Source organism: Orbaceae bacterium lpD04 (assembly GCA_036251935.1).
GTDB lineage: Bacteria > Pseudomonadota > Gammaproteobacteria > Enterobacterales > Orbaceae > Orbus > Orbus wheelerorum.
This window is the reverse complement of record CP133967.1, coordinates 1688052-1703272: the sequence shown is the minus strand read 5'-3', so window position 1 is coordinate 1703272 and position 15221 is coordinate 1688052. Positions and strand designations below refer to the sequence as shown.

Genomic DNA, 15221 nt, shown 5'->3' with positions numbered 1-15221 from the left:
TTCGCCTTTCATTCAATAAATAATTAATTTTACAGTTTATTTGTCTCAAAAATAATACTCTAACATTTTCATTTATTTATATTTTTTTTGAAATTAAAGAGTTGATATTCCTAGTTATTGCATTAAAATCGTTGCAATTAATGTCAATTAGGTAAATGAGCTTGAAAAGCGTGATGGTAAAAAGTATTGAATTATATTTTGAACGGACTGTTTTTAGACTCATGTATTCTAATTTTGGATCCTCCATTTCGGGGGATTTTTTTTGTCTAAAATTTATGTATCACAATAGTAAAATAGCGGGAGATTATCATGATAAATAAAGAAATTTTATTGGCGAGTCGAGATCAAAGTTTAAAGGCCTTTCTGATGAAAAGCATTAAAGAACAAGGTGGATGGGTTAATGCACATATGCATGCCGATCGCGCTTTTACTATCACTCGCGATAGCTTTGATGTCTATCAAAAGCAAACGCTTATCGAAAAATGGGATACATTAGATAAAATAAAAGCGGCAATGAGTGAAGATGACTATTATCGCCACTTTAGTATGGCCGTTGAGCGAATGATAGAACAGGGCGTAACCGCCATGGGATCATTTGTTGATATTGATCCTATCGCCCAAGAACGAGCAATTAAAGCGGCACTTAAAGCGCGAGAAAACTATAAAAAAGATATTATTATTAAATTAGTTAACCAAACATTAAAAGGCGTTATTGACAAAGAAGCGCGTTATTGGTTTGATAAAGGTGCTGATTTAGTCGATATTATTGGTGGCCTACCAAGGCGTGATGAACGCGATCATGGCCCGGGAATGGGGCTCGTACATTTAGATGTATTAATGCAAACAGCTAAAAAATTAGGTAAAATGGTGCACGTGCATGTTGATCAGTTCAATTCTCAAGATGAAATTGAAACCGAGCAACTTACCGACAAAACAATTGAACATGGAATGCATGGCCGGGTTGTTGCTATTCATAGTATTTCAATTACAGCTCATAGCCTTGAGTATCGACAAAAGCTTTATGCAAAAATGAAAGAAGCTAAAATGATGGTTATAGCTTGCCCATTTGCTTGGATTGACAGTCCAAGACGTGAGGATCAAGGGCCTACTCGTAATTCGTTAACGCCAGTGGATGAATTATCAATGGCAGGAATTCCCGTTGCGATAGGTACTGATAATATTAGCGATTATATGTTACCTTTCTCAACGGGTAATATGTGGGAAGAGTTGAAGTTACTTGTAACGGGTTGCCGTTATACCGATTTAGATAATGTTATTAATGTTGCAACAAAAAATGGTCGCCTTGTTTTAGGTATAAAATAAGTCATCAATATATAAATGACAGGTTAATTAATGAAAAAGACAATTACTCCTTTTTACGACCCATTATTAAGTTATGAAGATAACTATGAGCAGGGGCCATTTGGTGATTTTGCCCATAGTCCTAAGACAGTGATTGAGGTTACTAAGCCGTCACATTTTTTAAATTTAAGTGTTAATTTGCCATTTGGTATTCCCGCCGGGCCATTACTCAATGCCAACTATGTTAAAGCAGCTTTAGCATATGGCTTTGATTTATGTGTATATAAAACGGTGCGCACAAAAGCCCACAAAAGCCACCCATTACCAAATGTGCTATCTATTCATCCTAAAGGGCAATTATCTCATCAAGTCGATACGGTGCTTGCTGATCGTAATTATCAATCGCCTATATCAATTACTAATTCATTTGGTGTGCCATCATTTGATCCTGACGTTTGGCAAGAGGATTTAGCTGATGCGGTTAATGCGGCTAAAAAAGGTCAATATGTAATTGGTAGTTTTCAAGGAACGCCGGGTAATGAAGCAACGATCGAAAAAGACTACGCGTTAGCGGCACGTTTGGTTGCCCAAACAAATGCGCCGATCCTTGAGGCTAACTTAAGTTGCCCTAATGAAGGGGTACATAAATTACTCTGTTTTGATTTTGATAAAGTTGAACGCGTTGCCAAAGAGATTAAAAATGCGGTACCTGACAAGCCCCTATTTTTAAAATTAGCTTATTTTGCCAACGATGACGATGTGATGCCATTACTCAAAAAATTACACGGTGTGGTTGATGGGTTTAGTACCATTAATACCTTATCTGCAAGGCCTGTCGATAAAAATGGTGATCCTGCATTAGGTCATGATAGGCCAGCTGGCGGGGTTTGTGGTGATGCGATCCGCTGGGCTGGCATCGAAATGGTTATGCGTTTAGCGCGATTACGTAATGAGCTTGCTAGTGACTTTGCCATTATTGGTGTTGGTGGCGTGAGCTCAGCACAGCACTATCAGCAGTATATTGATGCTGGCGCTAATGCGGTAATGAGCGCAACTGGCGCAATGTGGGATCCAAACTTAGCTTTTGAGATCAAAAAGAATATTATCAAATAACGGTATTAGGATTATTCTAATCATAAATATGATAACGAGGGGATAAAGATGAGTATATTAAATATTGTCGCAATTTTTACTATTAAGCCTGAATTTAATGCTGAGTTTCAAACTGAATTTAAAAAAATTGTTGAAGGTAGTCGTAAAGAGCAAGGCTGCATTCAATATGATCTTAATCAAGATGTAAAAGATCCCTATACTTATGTTTTTACTGAGTCTTGGCAATCGAAACAAGCGATAGATGAGCATAATGCAGAGCCACATTATAAACATTTCGCGCAGTTTGCTGAGGGTAAAGTTGCGAAAAAAAAAGTTCATGTGATGAAACACGTTATTTAATACTTGTTTGCACGTTATATTACAAAATAATTATTAACAAACGCCCGGATGGGCGTTTATATTAATTAGCGATTAAATCGGTAGGGTTCATCCATGGGGATAAAATCTTTTTCAAGTAAGGCCTCTGCAATCCAGTCACTAATCCCTTTTGTTTGGTAGATAGTCTCAATATAACGATTCAAATGGTTCGAAGTTGGAATTTGATAGGTTTTTAATCTTAAACACATCGGTGCATAAAATGCATCAGCAACACTAAAATCACCAAATAAATATTTCCCATTCGACTTAGCTAAAATTGATGATATCTGTTCATCAAAAAATTTAATTTCATTTTTAACGTCAAGGTGGTCACGTAAAATAATTTGACCAATTTGAGCGAGTGACGCTTCAATATTCATCGGTAAATGATTACGAATATGCAAATAGCCATTATGCATTTTTGCAACGATGCTTCTTGCTATGGCTTTTTGTTTCGGATCTTTCGGCCATAACGCTAAATTTTGATGGTTTTCTGCAAGGTATTCACAAATCGCTAAAGAATCGGTGATGGTGGTATCATCATTAATCAGTACCGGCACGGTACCATAAGGATTAATCGTTAGAATGGTTTGTTTAAAGAGAGAGTCATTAGCAAAGCTATCAAATCGAATCAATTTTTCATCAAAATTGATATCAAAATATTTCATTACGACCCAAGGGCGCATTGACCATGTAGAGTAATTTTTATTACCGATGTAGAGGGTGTAGTCCATCAAAAGTCCTTATGTGAGTGAAGCTATAAAATAATATCGTAAATAAAATAAACAGCAATGCCATATCTATTGATATAACTTATTCTAATAACTCTACTTTGATTGTGCGAGCGTCACTGCGCCCTAAATCATCAACTACCAGTAATTTAAATACGCCGCTTTTCGTTGGTAGCAAATCTAATGTTTGGTTTTGTAAACTACTGCCAATGAATTGATTATCAATAAACCAGTATAATTTTTTAACCTCACCATCAACATTAGCATTTAAGCTAATACGTTCATTTTTTTGATTATTTATCCTAAATTGATATACCACATTCTTTAATGGCGAGGTGATTTTTGGGGCTTGACCTAAATAATTATGCGGTGATAAACAGTGAGAACTATCTGGGGGGGATTTCTTTTGCATGCCTGCTTTTGCAAAAATTTTGGCTAAGTCAGAGGGCCAATATTCAAATACTTCGACGTGTGATGTTTGCAAGTTATATGGCGCGCACGCAACTTTGCCCGATAGATTATCAATCATTACTGGGCGATAGATATTATCAACCGTGATTGGCGAAACGCCTGGAATAAACCATGTTTTACCTTTTACTTTGCACCATTTAGTAACGAGATTGCCGCTAGGCAAACAGATATCAACCTTTTTCATATTCTTTGGTAATTCCTGATTTGGTGCTCTGGTATTTGGATAATAGTTATTGATTGCATCAATAATGTTAAAAAATAGTGGGGTTGCGGCATCTGCGCCAACAAAGGCATTGTTGCTAGAACCATCAAAGTTACCTAACCAAACGATGAGTACATATTGTTTAAATCCGCCAGCGGTCCAAGCATCACGAAACCCCCATGACGTGCCAGTTTTAAAGTATACCGGGATTGCGGTATTTTGCTTCTTAAATAAGATATCTTGTTTACGCGTATTTTTAAGTAGCATATCTTTGGTCATAAAGCTTGCTTGTGGGCTTAAAAGCTTTTTAACAACTGAGGTATTATCTGTTTGCTTAGCGATAAATTTAAGTGGTTGCCATTTTCCCCGATTTTCAAGCATTGCGTATAATGTCGCTAGCTCTTGCGAGGTGACCTCACCACCCCCTAATACTAAGGCTAAACCGTAATGTTCTTCACTGGCTAGATTTGCGATATTTGCGGCTGTTAAAAACTGATAAAATGAAGGCGTTTTAAGTTTTGATGCAATAAAAACGGCGGGAATGTTACGACTTTTAATAAGCGCTTCGGTAGCTGAAATCGGGCCTTTAAAATTACGGTCAAAATTTTCAGGGGTATAAAAACCAAAATCAGTTTCAACATCTTTTAATATACTCATCGGATGTAAAATACCTTGATCGAAGCCAAGTCCATATATAAAGGGTTTTAAAGTTGAACCTGGCGATCTTTTGGCTATTGTCCCATTAACTTGGCCTTGTATATCATTATTAAAATAATCTGCCGAGCCAATAAGCGCTTTAACCCCCATCGTTTTTGTATCAACTAATAATACTGTGGCATTTTTAATGCCGGTTTGACTATTTCGTTCAATAAAGACATTTACTTGATTTTCAATGATTGTTTGTAAGTTATTATCTAGCGTTGTGATAATTTTTGATTGATGACTATTACCTAATTGCTGTTGAATAATTTGGTTAATAAAATGAGGCGCCAAAAAGGGCAGTTGCTCTGGCTGACGCATAATCAATGATTGATTAAATAATGCGGCAATATTATCCTCGCTATGGTAGATTTCTTGCCAGCGCTGAAATAATTGATTTCGAGCATTCACTAAGGCGTTACCGGCAATGCCAGTTTGTTTATCAATGCGATAGGTAGGTGATTGCGGTAAAACGGTAAGCGTCAATGCTTCAGGCAAATTAACTTGTGATACCGGTTTGTCAAAATAGATCAAAGAGGCCGCGCCAACGCTTTCGATATTGCGGCCAAAGGGGGCGTAATTAAGGTAAGCTTCTAAAATATCATGTTTAGAGTACATTAATTCGAGCTCGATAGCCCTTGCTAGCTGGATTAATTTTCCCTCAATGGTTTTAGTATTGAGTTTCCAATGCATTCTAGCTAATTGCATGGTGATTGTTGAGGCGCCTTGCCGGTTTCCTCCGCCCAGGTAGGTCGCAAAAAAAGCGCGTGTTAGGCTAATTGGATTAAAGCCAGGGTGATAATAAAACCACCTATCTTCATGTAATAGTAAACCATCAATAACATTAGGCGATATATCTTCAAGCGGCGTCCATAGTCGATATCGCTCATCGTCTGCTAAGGTTATTCGAAGCAGCTTATTATGCTCATCATAATAGGTATTTGAAAACGTTAATGATTGCGATAGCGGCGCATGGGGATACAATCGCACCGTAACTGCAATCAACGCTAACAGTAATAAAACCATTAAACTATTTTGATATTTTTTAATAAAATTTAAAATTATCGACATAACATCTTATGAATTAAATTAAAGGGTACTTTGGTACCCTTTATATGGCTTATCGCGCGGTTATTTCGCTATGACAGAGATCAGATCACCACCTTTCGATACCGCTTGGATATCACGATCATACATTGCTTCACCGTAAGCCGATGGTACGATGTACTGACCGATATTGGTTGCTTTTATTTGGTAAGTAAATGTTTGAGTCTTATTGTTAGCTGTTGAACCATAAATAATGACGCGATCTTCTCTTACATCAGTGTAATCAGGATACCAAGTATAATTACCCACTGCAATTGGTGATATCCAATGATATCCTTCATCGGATTGGTAATTTTCTTCATCTTCACCGTCATATTCATCATTTTCCTGATAGTTATCTTTAGTGCTGCTTATTGGCTGTTGAACAACCTCAAAGCCGCCCGGTAATAAGTCAACGATAGCTATGTTGGTTGCGCCTTCTTTTGATAGGGTTCTAATTCTGACGGTCACATTGATTTTATCACCAAGTGTAACTTGATTAACGATATTACCTTTTTCATCGGTAAATTCACGATAGACTTCAAGCCCTTTAGTAATTGGCTGTGTTTGTATGGTTTTATCAAATCCTTGCTGTGACATTAAATACCAAGCAGGTAGGTGAGTTTGATTATTAAAGCTAACGGTGCGAGCATCGGCGGTGAATGAGCCTTTAGCTAATAATCCTTTTAACTTGGCTATCGTTTGATATTTATTTTGTTCATCAACTTTAGATTCACTGGTGATAGTTAAATCATCAGCCGCTAGTTTGTCTTTGTTGATGCTTGAAACATAGCTATCTAAAGCAAGCAACGTCATTGCCGATGACTGGGTCGTATAACGCTCTTGATTAAGCATTAAAACAAGATTTTCTAATGCTTGTGGCGGAATATCTTTAGCTTGCTTAGGAAAATGTTTCGCAATTAAATAAATTTTTCCTGCTTCTAAAACCAGTGGATCGTAATAGTTATGATTCCACCAAGCGTTATCATAGGCATTAGCGAGTTCTTGCCATACTGGTTTTAATAATTGATTTGCTTCTCTATCCATTTTTAGCATCTGATAAGATGATGCTAAATAAAGTGCGGTTAAATCGGTTTGCCACCCCTTGCTGCGGTTATCATTAAGATCAGCGACAATTGAGGCTAAGTAACTGGTTGTGACCTGATTTTGCCGGGTTAATAAGTAAATGGCATAAGCACGTAAACGTAGACCGTATTGGTCAGTTCGTGTTGATGATGCGATTTGCTTGATATATTTATTGGCATTTTCAAGCATTTTATTCGGTATTAATTGATCTGCCTCTTTCGCTTCCAGCATAAAGTTTACTGCATATAAAGTAATAAACGGATCAACATTGTAGCTAGAGTACCATAAGCCAATTGCACCTTCACTATTTTGCCGTGTTTGTAGCATCTGGAAAAGGCTATCTAATTTAATCGAATTATTTTTAACTAATTCAAAATCTGGATACTTACTATTTAACAGTAGCGGCATTGCTTGGCTTAGGATCTGTTCTGAACATAAGTGAGGATAATTAGCAAGATAAGTCGCTAAGCCTCTACTTAAAATAAGAGGGGAATACGATACTGATGCATCACGCTCACTAAATGGTGCATACATATCCCTTATATCAGTAAAACTCTGCTTGCTACCATCCATTCGGCCCATAACTGTTTTAAGTCGATATTGAGAAGCAGGGCGCACAGAGGTACTGACATTACGCTTAACAACCTTATCATGATAACTTGCAGTAAAATGCAGATCGCCACTACCTAAATTATCGGTCGCTTTTAGTTTAAATTTAAGGGTGCCTTCTTTCATTGGACTAAGATCAATGGTTTTCGTCGCTTCATCAATAAGCGTTAATTGCGGCGTTGTGTTAAGGGTAACAGTAATTGGGATTGCCTTGTCGCTCGTATCTTCTAAATTATTTGCCACACTTAAACTAATTTCAAATTCATCATTTGGCGCTACAAAATAAGGAATGTTAGGCGTTAGTACAAAATCATTACGCACAGTTGTCGTTGTTTGGGTACTGCCCATCGTCTCTTTACCTACCGAAACCGCCATGATTCGAATTTTGCCGTTAAAATAGTCAGGAACGAAGTAGTCAACGGTTTTAACGCCATCTACATCAATAATACCAGACCAGTAGGTAACGGGATTATCTACCTTGCGTTTAAACGGGTTTAGATGCCCCGAAAGCTCATCTTTTAATTCATACATATCACCACCTGGCGCTGATAGGTTTAATAACCGATTATAGTCAGGCAAGATTAAATCAAGTATTTGTAGCGTTTTAACCGATAACGCTTTTTTACGAATGAATTCATTTAATGGATTTTTTAATTTATAGTCGGCAACTTGTAAAATACCTTCATCAATTGCAAAAATAATTACGCGCTGTTTACTATTGGTTTGAAGGGTAATAGGTAAAATCTCACCGGGTTTAATTTTATCTGGCGCAGTAAGTTTTATATGGTCATTAAATTTATCATTAGAGATTTTAAATGGCGTGACAGCGTAACTTAATGGGCTCATAAAAATTTCATCTGAGCTTGGATCGCGAATAAATTGCACATTAATATAGGCATTACCTTCAATGCCTTCAGGCACCGTGATTTTTTGAACTGAGCTTGTGGTCGTCGTTTTAAACCATTGCCATGCATAAACTTTATCACGTTCAATCGTAATGATGCCGCTACCAACATAAGGCGCGGTAATCGATACTTCAATTTCATCACCCGCTTTATATTGGTTATTACTTATTTTTAACTCTAACTCAGCATTACGATCCAAATTACGGGTAATATTTGCTGTGCCTGCAACCGAATAAGCCGTTTGATAAATGAGATAGCCGCTTTTATTTTTAATTTGTAATAGGTAATTTCCCGGCAGCTCATCACTAATTGCATAATTAGTCGATGTTTTATCAATAGCAAATGGCATTTGCGAAAGCACGGTATCCTTACGTTTAGATTCGTATTTATAAACACCCGATGGCTGCTTAACTAATACCGATAAATATTTTTGTTCAAGCTTAACAAGTGTTAGATCAGTTAATGATATTTGCTCAAGATTTGGCGCTATCGCAATGAAGTTGATGATACGTGTTGAATCTTTTTTAATGTAATCTAATCGGCCATCGGCCTTAGCACCAACAAGGTAATCATTTGGTGAAACAAAAATAGTTGATGTTGCAGACACACTTCGGCCGCTATCGGGCTCAAAAACTTCGGTTAATAGTTTAGCCGTATAGTTACCGTCGAAACTGGTAATGGGTAGCGCTAAGCTTGCAATCCCATTTTCATCGGTGAGCGTTTCCTCTATTGCAATATTAAAGCTATTTTGATTGCGACTAATGTTTTGATAGAACGCATAATTATCATATTTTTTAAAATAAGGTGCCGATGGCTCTAAATATAATTGACTTTTTACGACCCGATTTTGCGCAGGGGTGCCAAATAAATTTTTAGCGTCAACCTTAGCAGATAGTGCATCAGGATGAACCCAGCCCTCTTTTATTTCAGGTAATAATGTTAACGATACGGCAGTTTTATCTGGCTCAAACTCACGAATCACTACCGATGTTGAGCCTAATAGTGTCCGGTAATCTTCTTTTGGGTTTTTAAGATATAAATTAATATACCATTCACCGGTTGGCGAACTGTAATTTGTTTTATAGGCAAGTTCTTTAAATCCATATTCATCTAATACAATTGATTGAGTTTTAACTCGATTTGACTTAGGGTCATAAATATCAGCTTCTAACTGAATCCCATCAAGCGATTTAGACCAGTCTTGTGCTCTGACTATCATGCCAATATGGAACGTATCACCTGGTCTATACACGCCGCGATCTGAGAATAGGTGGGTGCGCAGTTCACCGCCATCAACCGTTTCATAAATACCACCAACATCAAAGCGCGAAAAGTTAAGCTGGCGATCATAGCTTGAAATTGGTAAAAACGAGAGATCTTGTCCTTTTTCAACCACAAAGTATAGTGGCTTTATACCCTGATAATAATCCGATAATGGCGCAAAATGAGCATGACCATTATCATCAGTTTGTTGTGACGTAATTTCGATGCCATTGACACCTAAAACCGAGACTTTAGCATTTTTAATTGGCTCGCCACTGCGGATTGATTGGATGAAAATATCTTGTGATTGATCTAATGATTTTTTATTAATAATGCCAATATCGGTTACAATAATAAAGCGCGAGGTATAGTAGTCAAATGACTCTTTTTCATTTTCTTGATGATTACCATATAAACGAACTAAAAATACCCCTCTAATTTCGTTACCGTTAAGATCTTTTTTTAGATATTGGCTTAAATCGACATCACTGTAATTAATAGACTCAGCAGCGCCATTAATCGATTTAGTTACACTATATTTTTCAACAAAGTTATCACTATCAAGATCACCAAAATCCATCCATTGAAAATCATTTTGATTAAATGAAACTAAATGTTGTAATTGTGAGGGAATAACGCGTTCAATATCTAATTTTAATTTAGACATATTACGTGACACAACTGGAATTTTTTTATCGCCACTCAGTGATAATAATGAACCACTGGTGGCAAAGTTCATAACAGCTGGGTACATTGGCACTGTTTTTACGTCAAGATATTCTTTTGATAAATAGTAACCCCCATCAGAAACTAAAGGCTGTTTAACTTCAATGTAAAGCTCTTTACCTTGATCTGCTTTAAATTCAAAGCTAATTTGATTTTGGTAATTTTGCTCGGTGTCGATAGCTTTTAAAGGTAATAGTTGAGCGTTGGCTAAATCATTTTGATCAACATTAAATCTGGTTTTATTTTTTTTAGAAAATACAGAGTAATAATCTTCACGATATTTTTTATTGCGATTTATAGGTAACTGCCATACTTTAAGTATTTTATTTAAATCACTTGCATTGACATTATAATTGAATGATATAGTCAGCACTTGCTGTATTTTTTGGTTATTAATTTCAACTAAAGATATATCTGAATTGTTTATATTTAAATTATATTTACTTGGCACAAATAAGGAGTCATAACTAGCCATACTAGTTAGATTACTACCCATTGAAGCCATTATACCCTTGTCTATTTTTAATTTTAAATCGCAATCCTCTTCTGGTAGATCAAGTTGTGAGCTTTTTATATAAGCAGTGGTTAGATTATCATCATAGCTAATAGTATAATCATAACTTTTGATAAAAAATGAAGAACGTTTATTGATTAGTTCTAATGATATTTTATTTTCAAATGATACTTTATTAACAGGGTGTGAAAAATTAATTGTAAAAATTGCCATTCTATTTTTAGTGTTAATTGGATCTTGATAAAGCTGTTTATCATTAATTGAATAGCTAAATTCTTGGGTGGCAAAAGTATAAGAATTTGAATTATCTTGTAATTTATTATCGTTAGCAAATAATTTTTCATCATTTAATTTGACGGTATATTTGACGCCTAATGGCCAAGTATGAGTAGGTTTAAACTCAATGATACTATCGCTACTCCAGCGCCATACACCATCAATATTCGGGCTAATAGAGATCCCTTCGGTAATTGGTTTGCCAATAAGTTCTAATGGCGCAGGTGAACGGCTATTGCCACTAAAACTGATATCTAATGTGGAATTACTGTAATAAGGCTTATCATAGTTTGCATGATAGGTATTGATAATTGTCGGCGCAAAGTCGATTGATTTTGGTCGATTTAAATACCAATGATACAAGTAGTTACCCGAAAAGTAAGCAATAATAACAATAATAATCGTGCTACCAATGAGTGTTTTACGTTTAGCTAGCGCAGCGCTTAAGCTTTGGTAGTGCTGTTTTACATTCGGATACCATTTGGGTGTTGACCAATTAACATCACCAATAATTGGGCTAATAGCCCACAATATAATGCGTAATAGCACCAGTAAAAATAGGGCAAAATACAGGCAAGCTTCCCAAATAATACTTAAGATATAGAAAGGAATACGAAGAAGTAAGCGCAAGAATCCCATAGTTATTTCATCCTCATTATTGTATGTAACACTTAAACTAATTTATTTTATTATTGATAAGTGAAGATGATATGAAGAATAATAACACTGAGATTCAATCGAGTTTGCAAGCATTAATAGTCGATTTTCACCTAATTGGCATTAAGGATTTTAACTATTAACCATTTTTTGAATCTAACTCGTTGTAATGATCATCTTTTAATCGATGATCATTATACGTGAAGTTGATCTTATTTCACTAAATTAGATAAAAAATATTATTTTGAGGCAATAAACACCGCGCGCATTGGTGCGGCGTAACCCTCAATCGTTTTATTATGATCATTTGGATCAAGAAAATCGATTAATGAACCGGTGGTCATCCAATTGGTTTTACGCTGTTCTTCCAAATTGGTTTTAGAGATATCAACGACATTGATATTTTTAAAACCACATTTAGATAACCAATTAACCATGGTTGGAATTGATGGAATAAAATAGACATTACGCATTTGCGCATAACGTTCACCGGGCACTAAGGATTGATGCTCATCACCTTCAATCACTAAGGTTTCTAAAATTAGTTGGCCATCGGAAACAAGCTGATCTTTTAGTTGATAAAGATGATCTAGCGGTGAACGGCGATGATACAAAACTCCCATTGAAAAAACCGTATCAAAAGCATTAAGCTTTGGCATATCTTCAATACCAACTGGAATAAAATGGGCACGTTGATCATCGCCAATAAGTTTTCTAATCGCTTCAAACTGGCATAAAAATAAAGGCATTGGATCAATGCCGACGGCAAGTTTAGCGCCTGCGCCAATCATACGCCATAAATGATAGCCACTATTGCAACCAACATCTAAAACGGTTTTACCTTCTAGATTATTAATATGCGGCGTAAGCCTTTGCCATTTAAAGTCAGATCGCCACTCTGCATCAACATCAATATCATAAAGTGAGAAGGGGCCTTTACGCCAAGGTGATAATGACATTAGTAACTGAGTAATTCGCTTTTGTTCACCCTCTGATAATGGCGATAAATTTTTAGCCGTCACGCTATGTAATAAATCCAAAATATCGGGCTTGATAGCGGGAAGGTGATCAATACAGTTAAGCCAATGATTAAAACGTACATCAACATTTTGTTTTTGCCAGCTTGATAGTTGGGCAGGTAGGGTTTCTAGCCAAGGTGCTAACTGGTTTTTTGCAATAATCTGATAAAAGTTACCAAAATCAATCATGTGAATATCTTCTTTATTTCTCTAATTTTCTCGGGATATTATTACTTTTTTATCGCAATAATTGAACCAAAATTAAAACATTGAAACCAAGTATTAATATGCTTAAAACCAGCATTAATTAATCTCGTTTTATGTGTTTCAATAGAGTCCGTTATCATTACGTTTTCAAGCATGCTACGTTTTTGGCTTATTTCTAATTCGCTATAGCCATTTGCTCGTTTAAAATCATAATGCATATCAAATAATAAATCATTAACCATATTATCTTCAAAACTAAATTTTTCTGATAAAACCAAAATACCATTTGGGTTTAAAGCTTGATATATTTTATTTAATACTTGTTGGCGCGCATCAGGCGTCAAAAATTGTAAGGTAAAGTTTAATACGACCATCGAGGCGTTTTGCATGGTAATACTATTTATATCTGCACAAATCACCTCAACTGGCGTTGCTGCCTTATAAGCACTAATGTGTTTTTGGCATCGTTCAACCATCGCTGTTGAATTATCAATCGCATAAATCATGCAGTTATCTTGCTTTATATTGCGCCTAATTGATAAGGTTGCGGCCCCTAAAGAGCAGCCTAAATCGTAAACATGAGTATTTGCAGTCACAAAGCGCGTTGCTAACATGCCAATCATTGAAATAATGTTTGAATACCCCGGGACTGAACGCTGTATCATATCGGGAAAAACTTCAGCAACTTTATCATCAAATGTCCAATCACCTAAGCTTTCTATTGGTGCTGAAAATAATAAATCTTTTTTTTGTTCCATAATTATATTAATGCATATCTTTAAACTATTTCTGTTATCATATCATTTTATCATTATTAGTATGTAATTTTTATGGGCTGGTTTTTTGCTGTAGCAGTAATAACAAGTTTGATAATTGCTTTTTACTTAGGTTTTAGGAGTATTAACTTATTCAACCTAGGTAAGCAAGGGTACTTTAATTCGACTGCGAAAAAAATACTGTGGTTAGTGATTATTCTTGGATCCTTATCTTTTGCGTTAAGCCGCTTGCTGCTGCCGATTTCAAATTATTGGTTTCCGCTAATTGGTAATATCATTTTTTCACTTATCTTATGTTTGTTCTATAGCATTATCATCATTGATATTATTCGTTTAATTCTATACCTTATTTTTAGGCAAACCGCTCGTTATCGCTTAGCATTGCAAATTGCTTATATTGCAATGGCAATGGTGTTTTTTATTGTTGGCCTATATATGGCAAGCAGCCCACGCATCGTACATTATCAAATTACAATTGATAAGCCTGCCCAAGTTAAACAGTTAAGAATTGTTCAGTTGAGTGATATTCATATTAGTGAGACGACCTCAAAACACTTTATCCAAACCATGGTTAATGATGTTAACAGGTTAAAACCTGACTATATTTTTATTACGGGTGATACTTTAGATCAGCGTTTACAGCCTTATTTAGATAAAAATTTAGCCGAGCAATTTGCTCAGTTAAAAGCGACTTACGGTACATTTATTATTTTTGGTAATCATGAGCACTATGGTATACAGCGAGATGAAAATAATAGCAATGCAGAGGTCGTTAGCGCATTTACCGCATCTAATATGAAGGTATTACAAGATAGTACTTTTTATGATAATGCAACAGGCATTACGATTATTGGCCGCGACGATTATGTGGTTAAAAACTTTGGTAAAATACGCGCAGAGTTACCAACATTACTTAGTTTTGTTGATGAGCATAAGCCTGTCATTTTACTTGACCACCAACCTAAAAATTTGATAGAACCCGCTAATTTAGGTGTTGATGTTATGTTTTCGGGCCATACTCATGCTGGGCAGGTGTTTCCAATGACTCTAATCGTAAATGCGATGTATAAAAATGCGTGGGGAATTGACAGCCCAGTTGTTAATAATCCATTTACGAGCATTGTTACAAGTGGTTATGGATTATGGGGACCCCCAATTCGCTTAATGACTCGCGCTGAAATCGTGGTTACCGAGCTAAATTTTAAGTAATATTTTAAATAAA

The 15221-nt window shown here is 35.9% G+C and carries 9 protein-coding genes; 4 read left to right on the top strand and 5 right to left on the bottom strand.

What is annotated here, in order from left to right; all coding sequences use genetic code 11:
• Positions 1 to 309 precede the first annotated feature (309 nt).
• From RHO14_07670 to RHO14_07660, 3 genes are read left to right on the top strand one after another with little or no spacing between them, the layout of a single operon-like run.
• Positions 310 to 1323 carry an amidohydrolase family protein gene (locus RHO14_07670; GenBank protein WVD70232.1) on the top strand — a complete coding sequence of 338 codons (1014 nt, stop codon included), beginning with the start codon at positions 310 to 312 and terminating at the stop codon, positions 1321 to 1323.
• 30 nt (positions 1324 to 1353) lie between these two features.
• Positions 1354 to 2415, top strand: coding sequence for a hypothetical protein (locus RHO14_07665; GenBank protein ID WVD70231.1), 1062 nt, complete (start codon positions 1354 to 1356; stop codon positions 2413 to 2415).
• Between the two features lie 48 nt (positions 2416 to 2463).
• Entirely contained in the window at positions 2464 to 2754 is a 291-nt protein-coding gene (locus tag RHO14_07660) for a putative quinol monooxygenase (GenBank protein ID WVD70230.1), read from the top strand.
• Between the two features lie 65 nt (positions 2755 to 2819).
• Here RHO14_07660 and RHO14_07655 read toward each other — a convergent pair whose 3' ends face one another.
• From RHO14_07655 to cmoA, 5 genes are all read right to left on the bottom strand, one after another.
• Positions 2820 to 3506 (bottom strand): glutathione S-transferase, encoded by a 687-nt coding sequence (locus tag RHO14_07655; protein ID WVD70229.1) that lies wholly within the window; start codon positions 3504 to 3506, stop codon positions 2820 to 2822.
• A gap of 79 nt (positions 3507 to 3585) precedes the next feature.
• Entirely contained in the window at positions 3586 to 5946 is a 2361-nt protein-coding gene (gene pbpC / locus RHO14_07650) for a penicillin-binding protein 1C (GenBank protein ID WVD70228.1), read from the bottom strand.
• Between the two features lie 60 nt (positions 5947 to 6006).
• Positions 6007 to 11979, bottom strand: a complete 5973-nt coding sequence (locus RHO14_07645) for an MG2 domain-containing protein (protein WVD70227.1) — start codon at positions 11977 to 11979, stop codon at positions 6007 to 6009.
• Between the two features lie 257 nt (positions 11980 to 12236).
• Positions 12237 to 13205: a tRNA 5-methoxyuridine(34)/uridine 5-oxyacetic acid(34) synthase CmoB gene (gene cmoB / locus RHO14_07640; protein WVD70226.1), complete on the bottom strand. Its 969-nt coding sequence runs from the start codon at positions 13203 to 13205 to the stop codon at positions 12237 to 12239.
• A 41-nt stretch (positions 13206 to 13246) separates the two neighbouring features.
• Positions 13247 to 13981, bottom strand: a complete 735-nt coding sequence (cmoA, locus tag RHO14_07635) for a carboxy-S-adenosyl-L-methionine synthase CmoA (protein WVD70225.1) — start codon at positions 13979 to 13981, stop codon at positions 13247 to 13249.
• Positions 13982 to 14188: 207 nt separating this feature from the next.
• Here cmoA and RHO14_07630 point away from each other — a divergent pair, with 207 nt between their 5' ends.
• Complete coding sequence (locus tag RHO14_07630; protein WVD70224.1) at positions 14189 to 15208, top strand: metallophosphoesterase; 1020 nt, start codon at positions 14189 to 14191, stop codon at positions 15206 to 15208.
• The last annotated feature ends 13 nt before the right edge of the window (positions 15209 to 15221 follow it).

Bases quoted from the DNA above. Each gene is read 5' to 3' on its own strand.
- pbpC (WVD70228.1), bottom strand. From the start codon at position 5,946: ATGTCGATAATTTTAAATTTTATTAAAAAATATCAAAATAGTTTAATG.
- RHO14_07660 (WVD70230.1), top strand. From the start codon at position 2,464: ATGAGTATATTAAATATTGTCGCAATTTTTACTATTAAGCCTGAATTT.
- cmoB (WVD70226.1), bottom strand. From the start codon at position 13,205: ATGATTGATTTTGGTAACTTTTATCAGATTATTGCAAAAAACCAGTTA.
- cmoA (WVD70225.1), bottom strand. From the start codon at position 13,981: ATGGAACAAAAAAAAGATTTATTATTTTCAGCACCAATAGAAAGCTTA.
- RHO14_07645 (WVD70227.1), bottom strand. From the start codon at position 11,979: ATGGGATTCTTGCGCTTACTTCTTCGTATTCCTTTCTATATCTTAAGT.
- RHO14_07670 (WVD70232.1), top strand. From the start codon at position 310: ATGATAAATAAAGAAATTTTATTGGCGAGTCGAGATCAAAGTTTAAAG.
- RHO14_07655 (WVD70229.1), bottom strand. From the start codon at position 3,506: ATGGACTACACCCTCTACATCGGTAATAAAAATTACTCTACATGGTCA.
- RHO14_07665 (WVD70231.1), top strand. From the start codon at position 1,354: ATGAAAAAGACAATTACTCCTTTTTACGACCCATTATTAAGTTATGAA.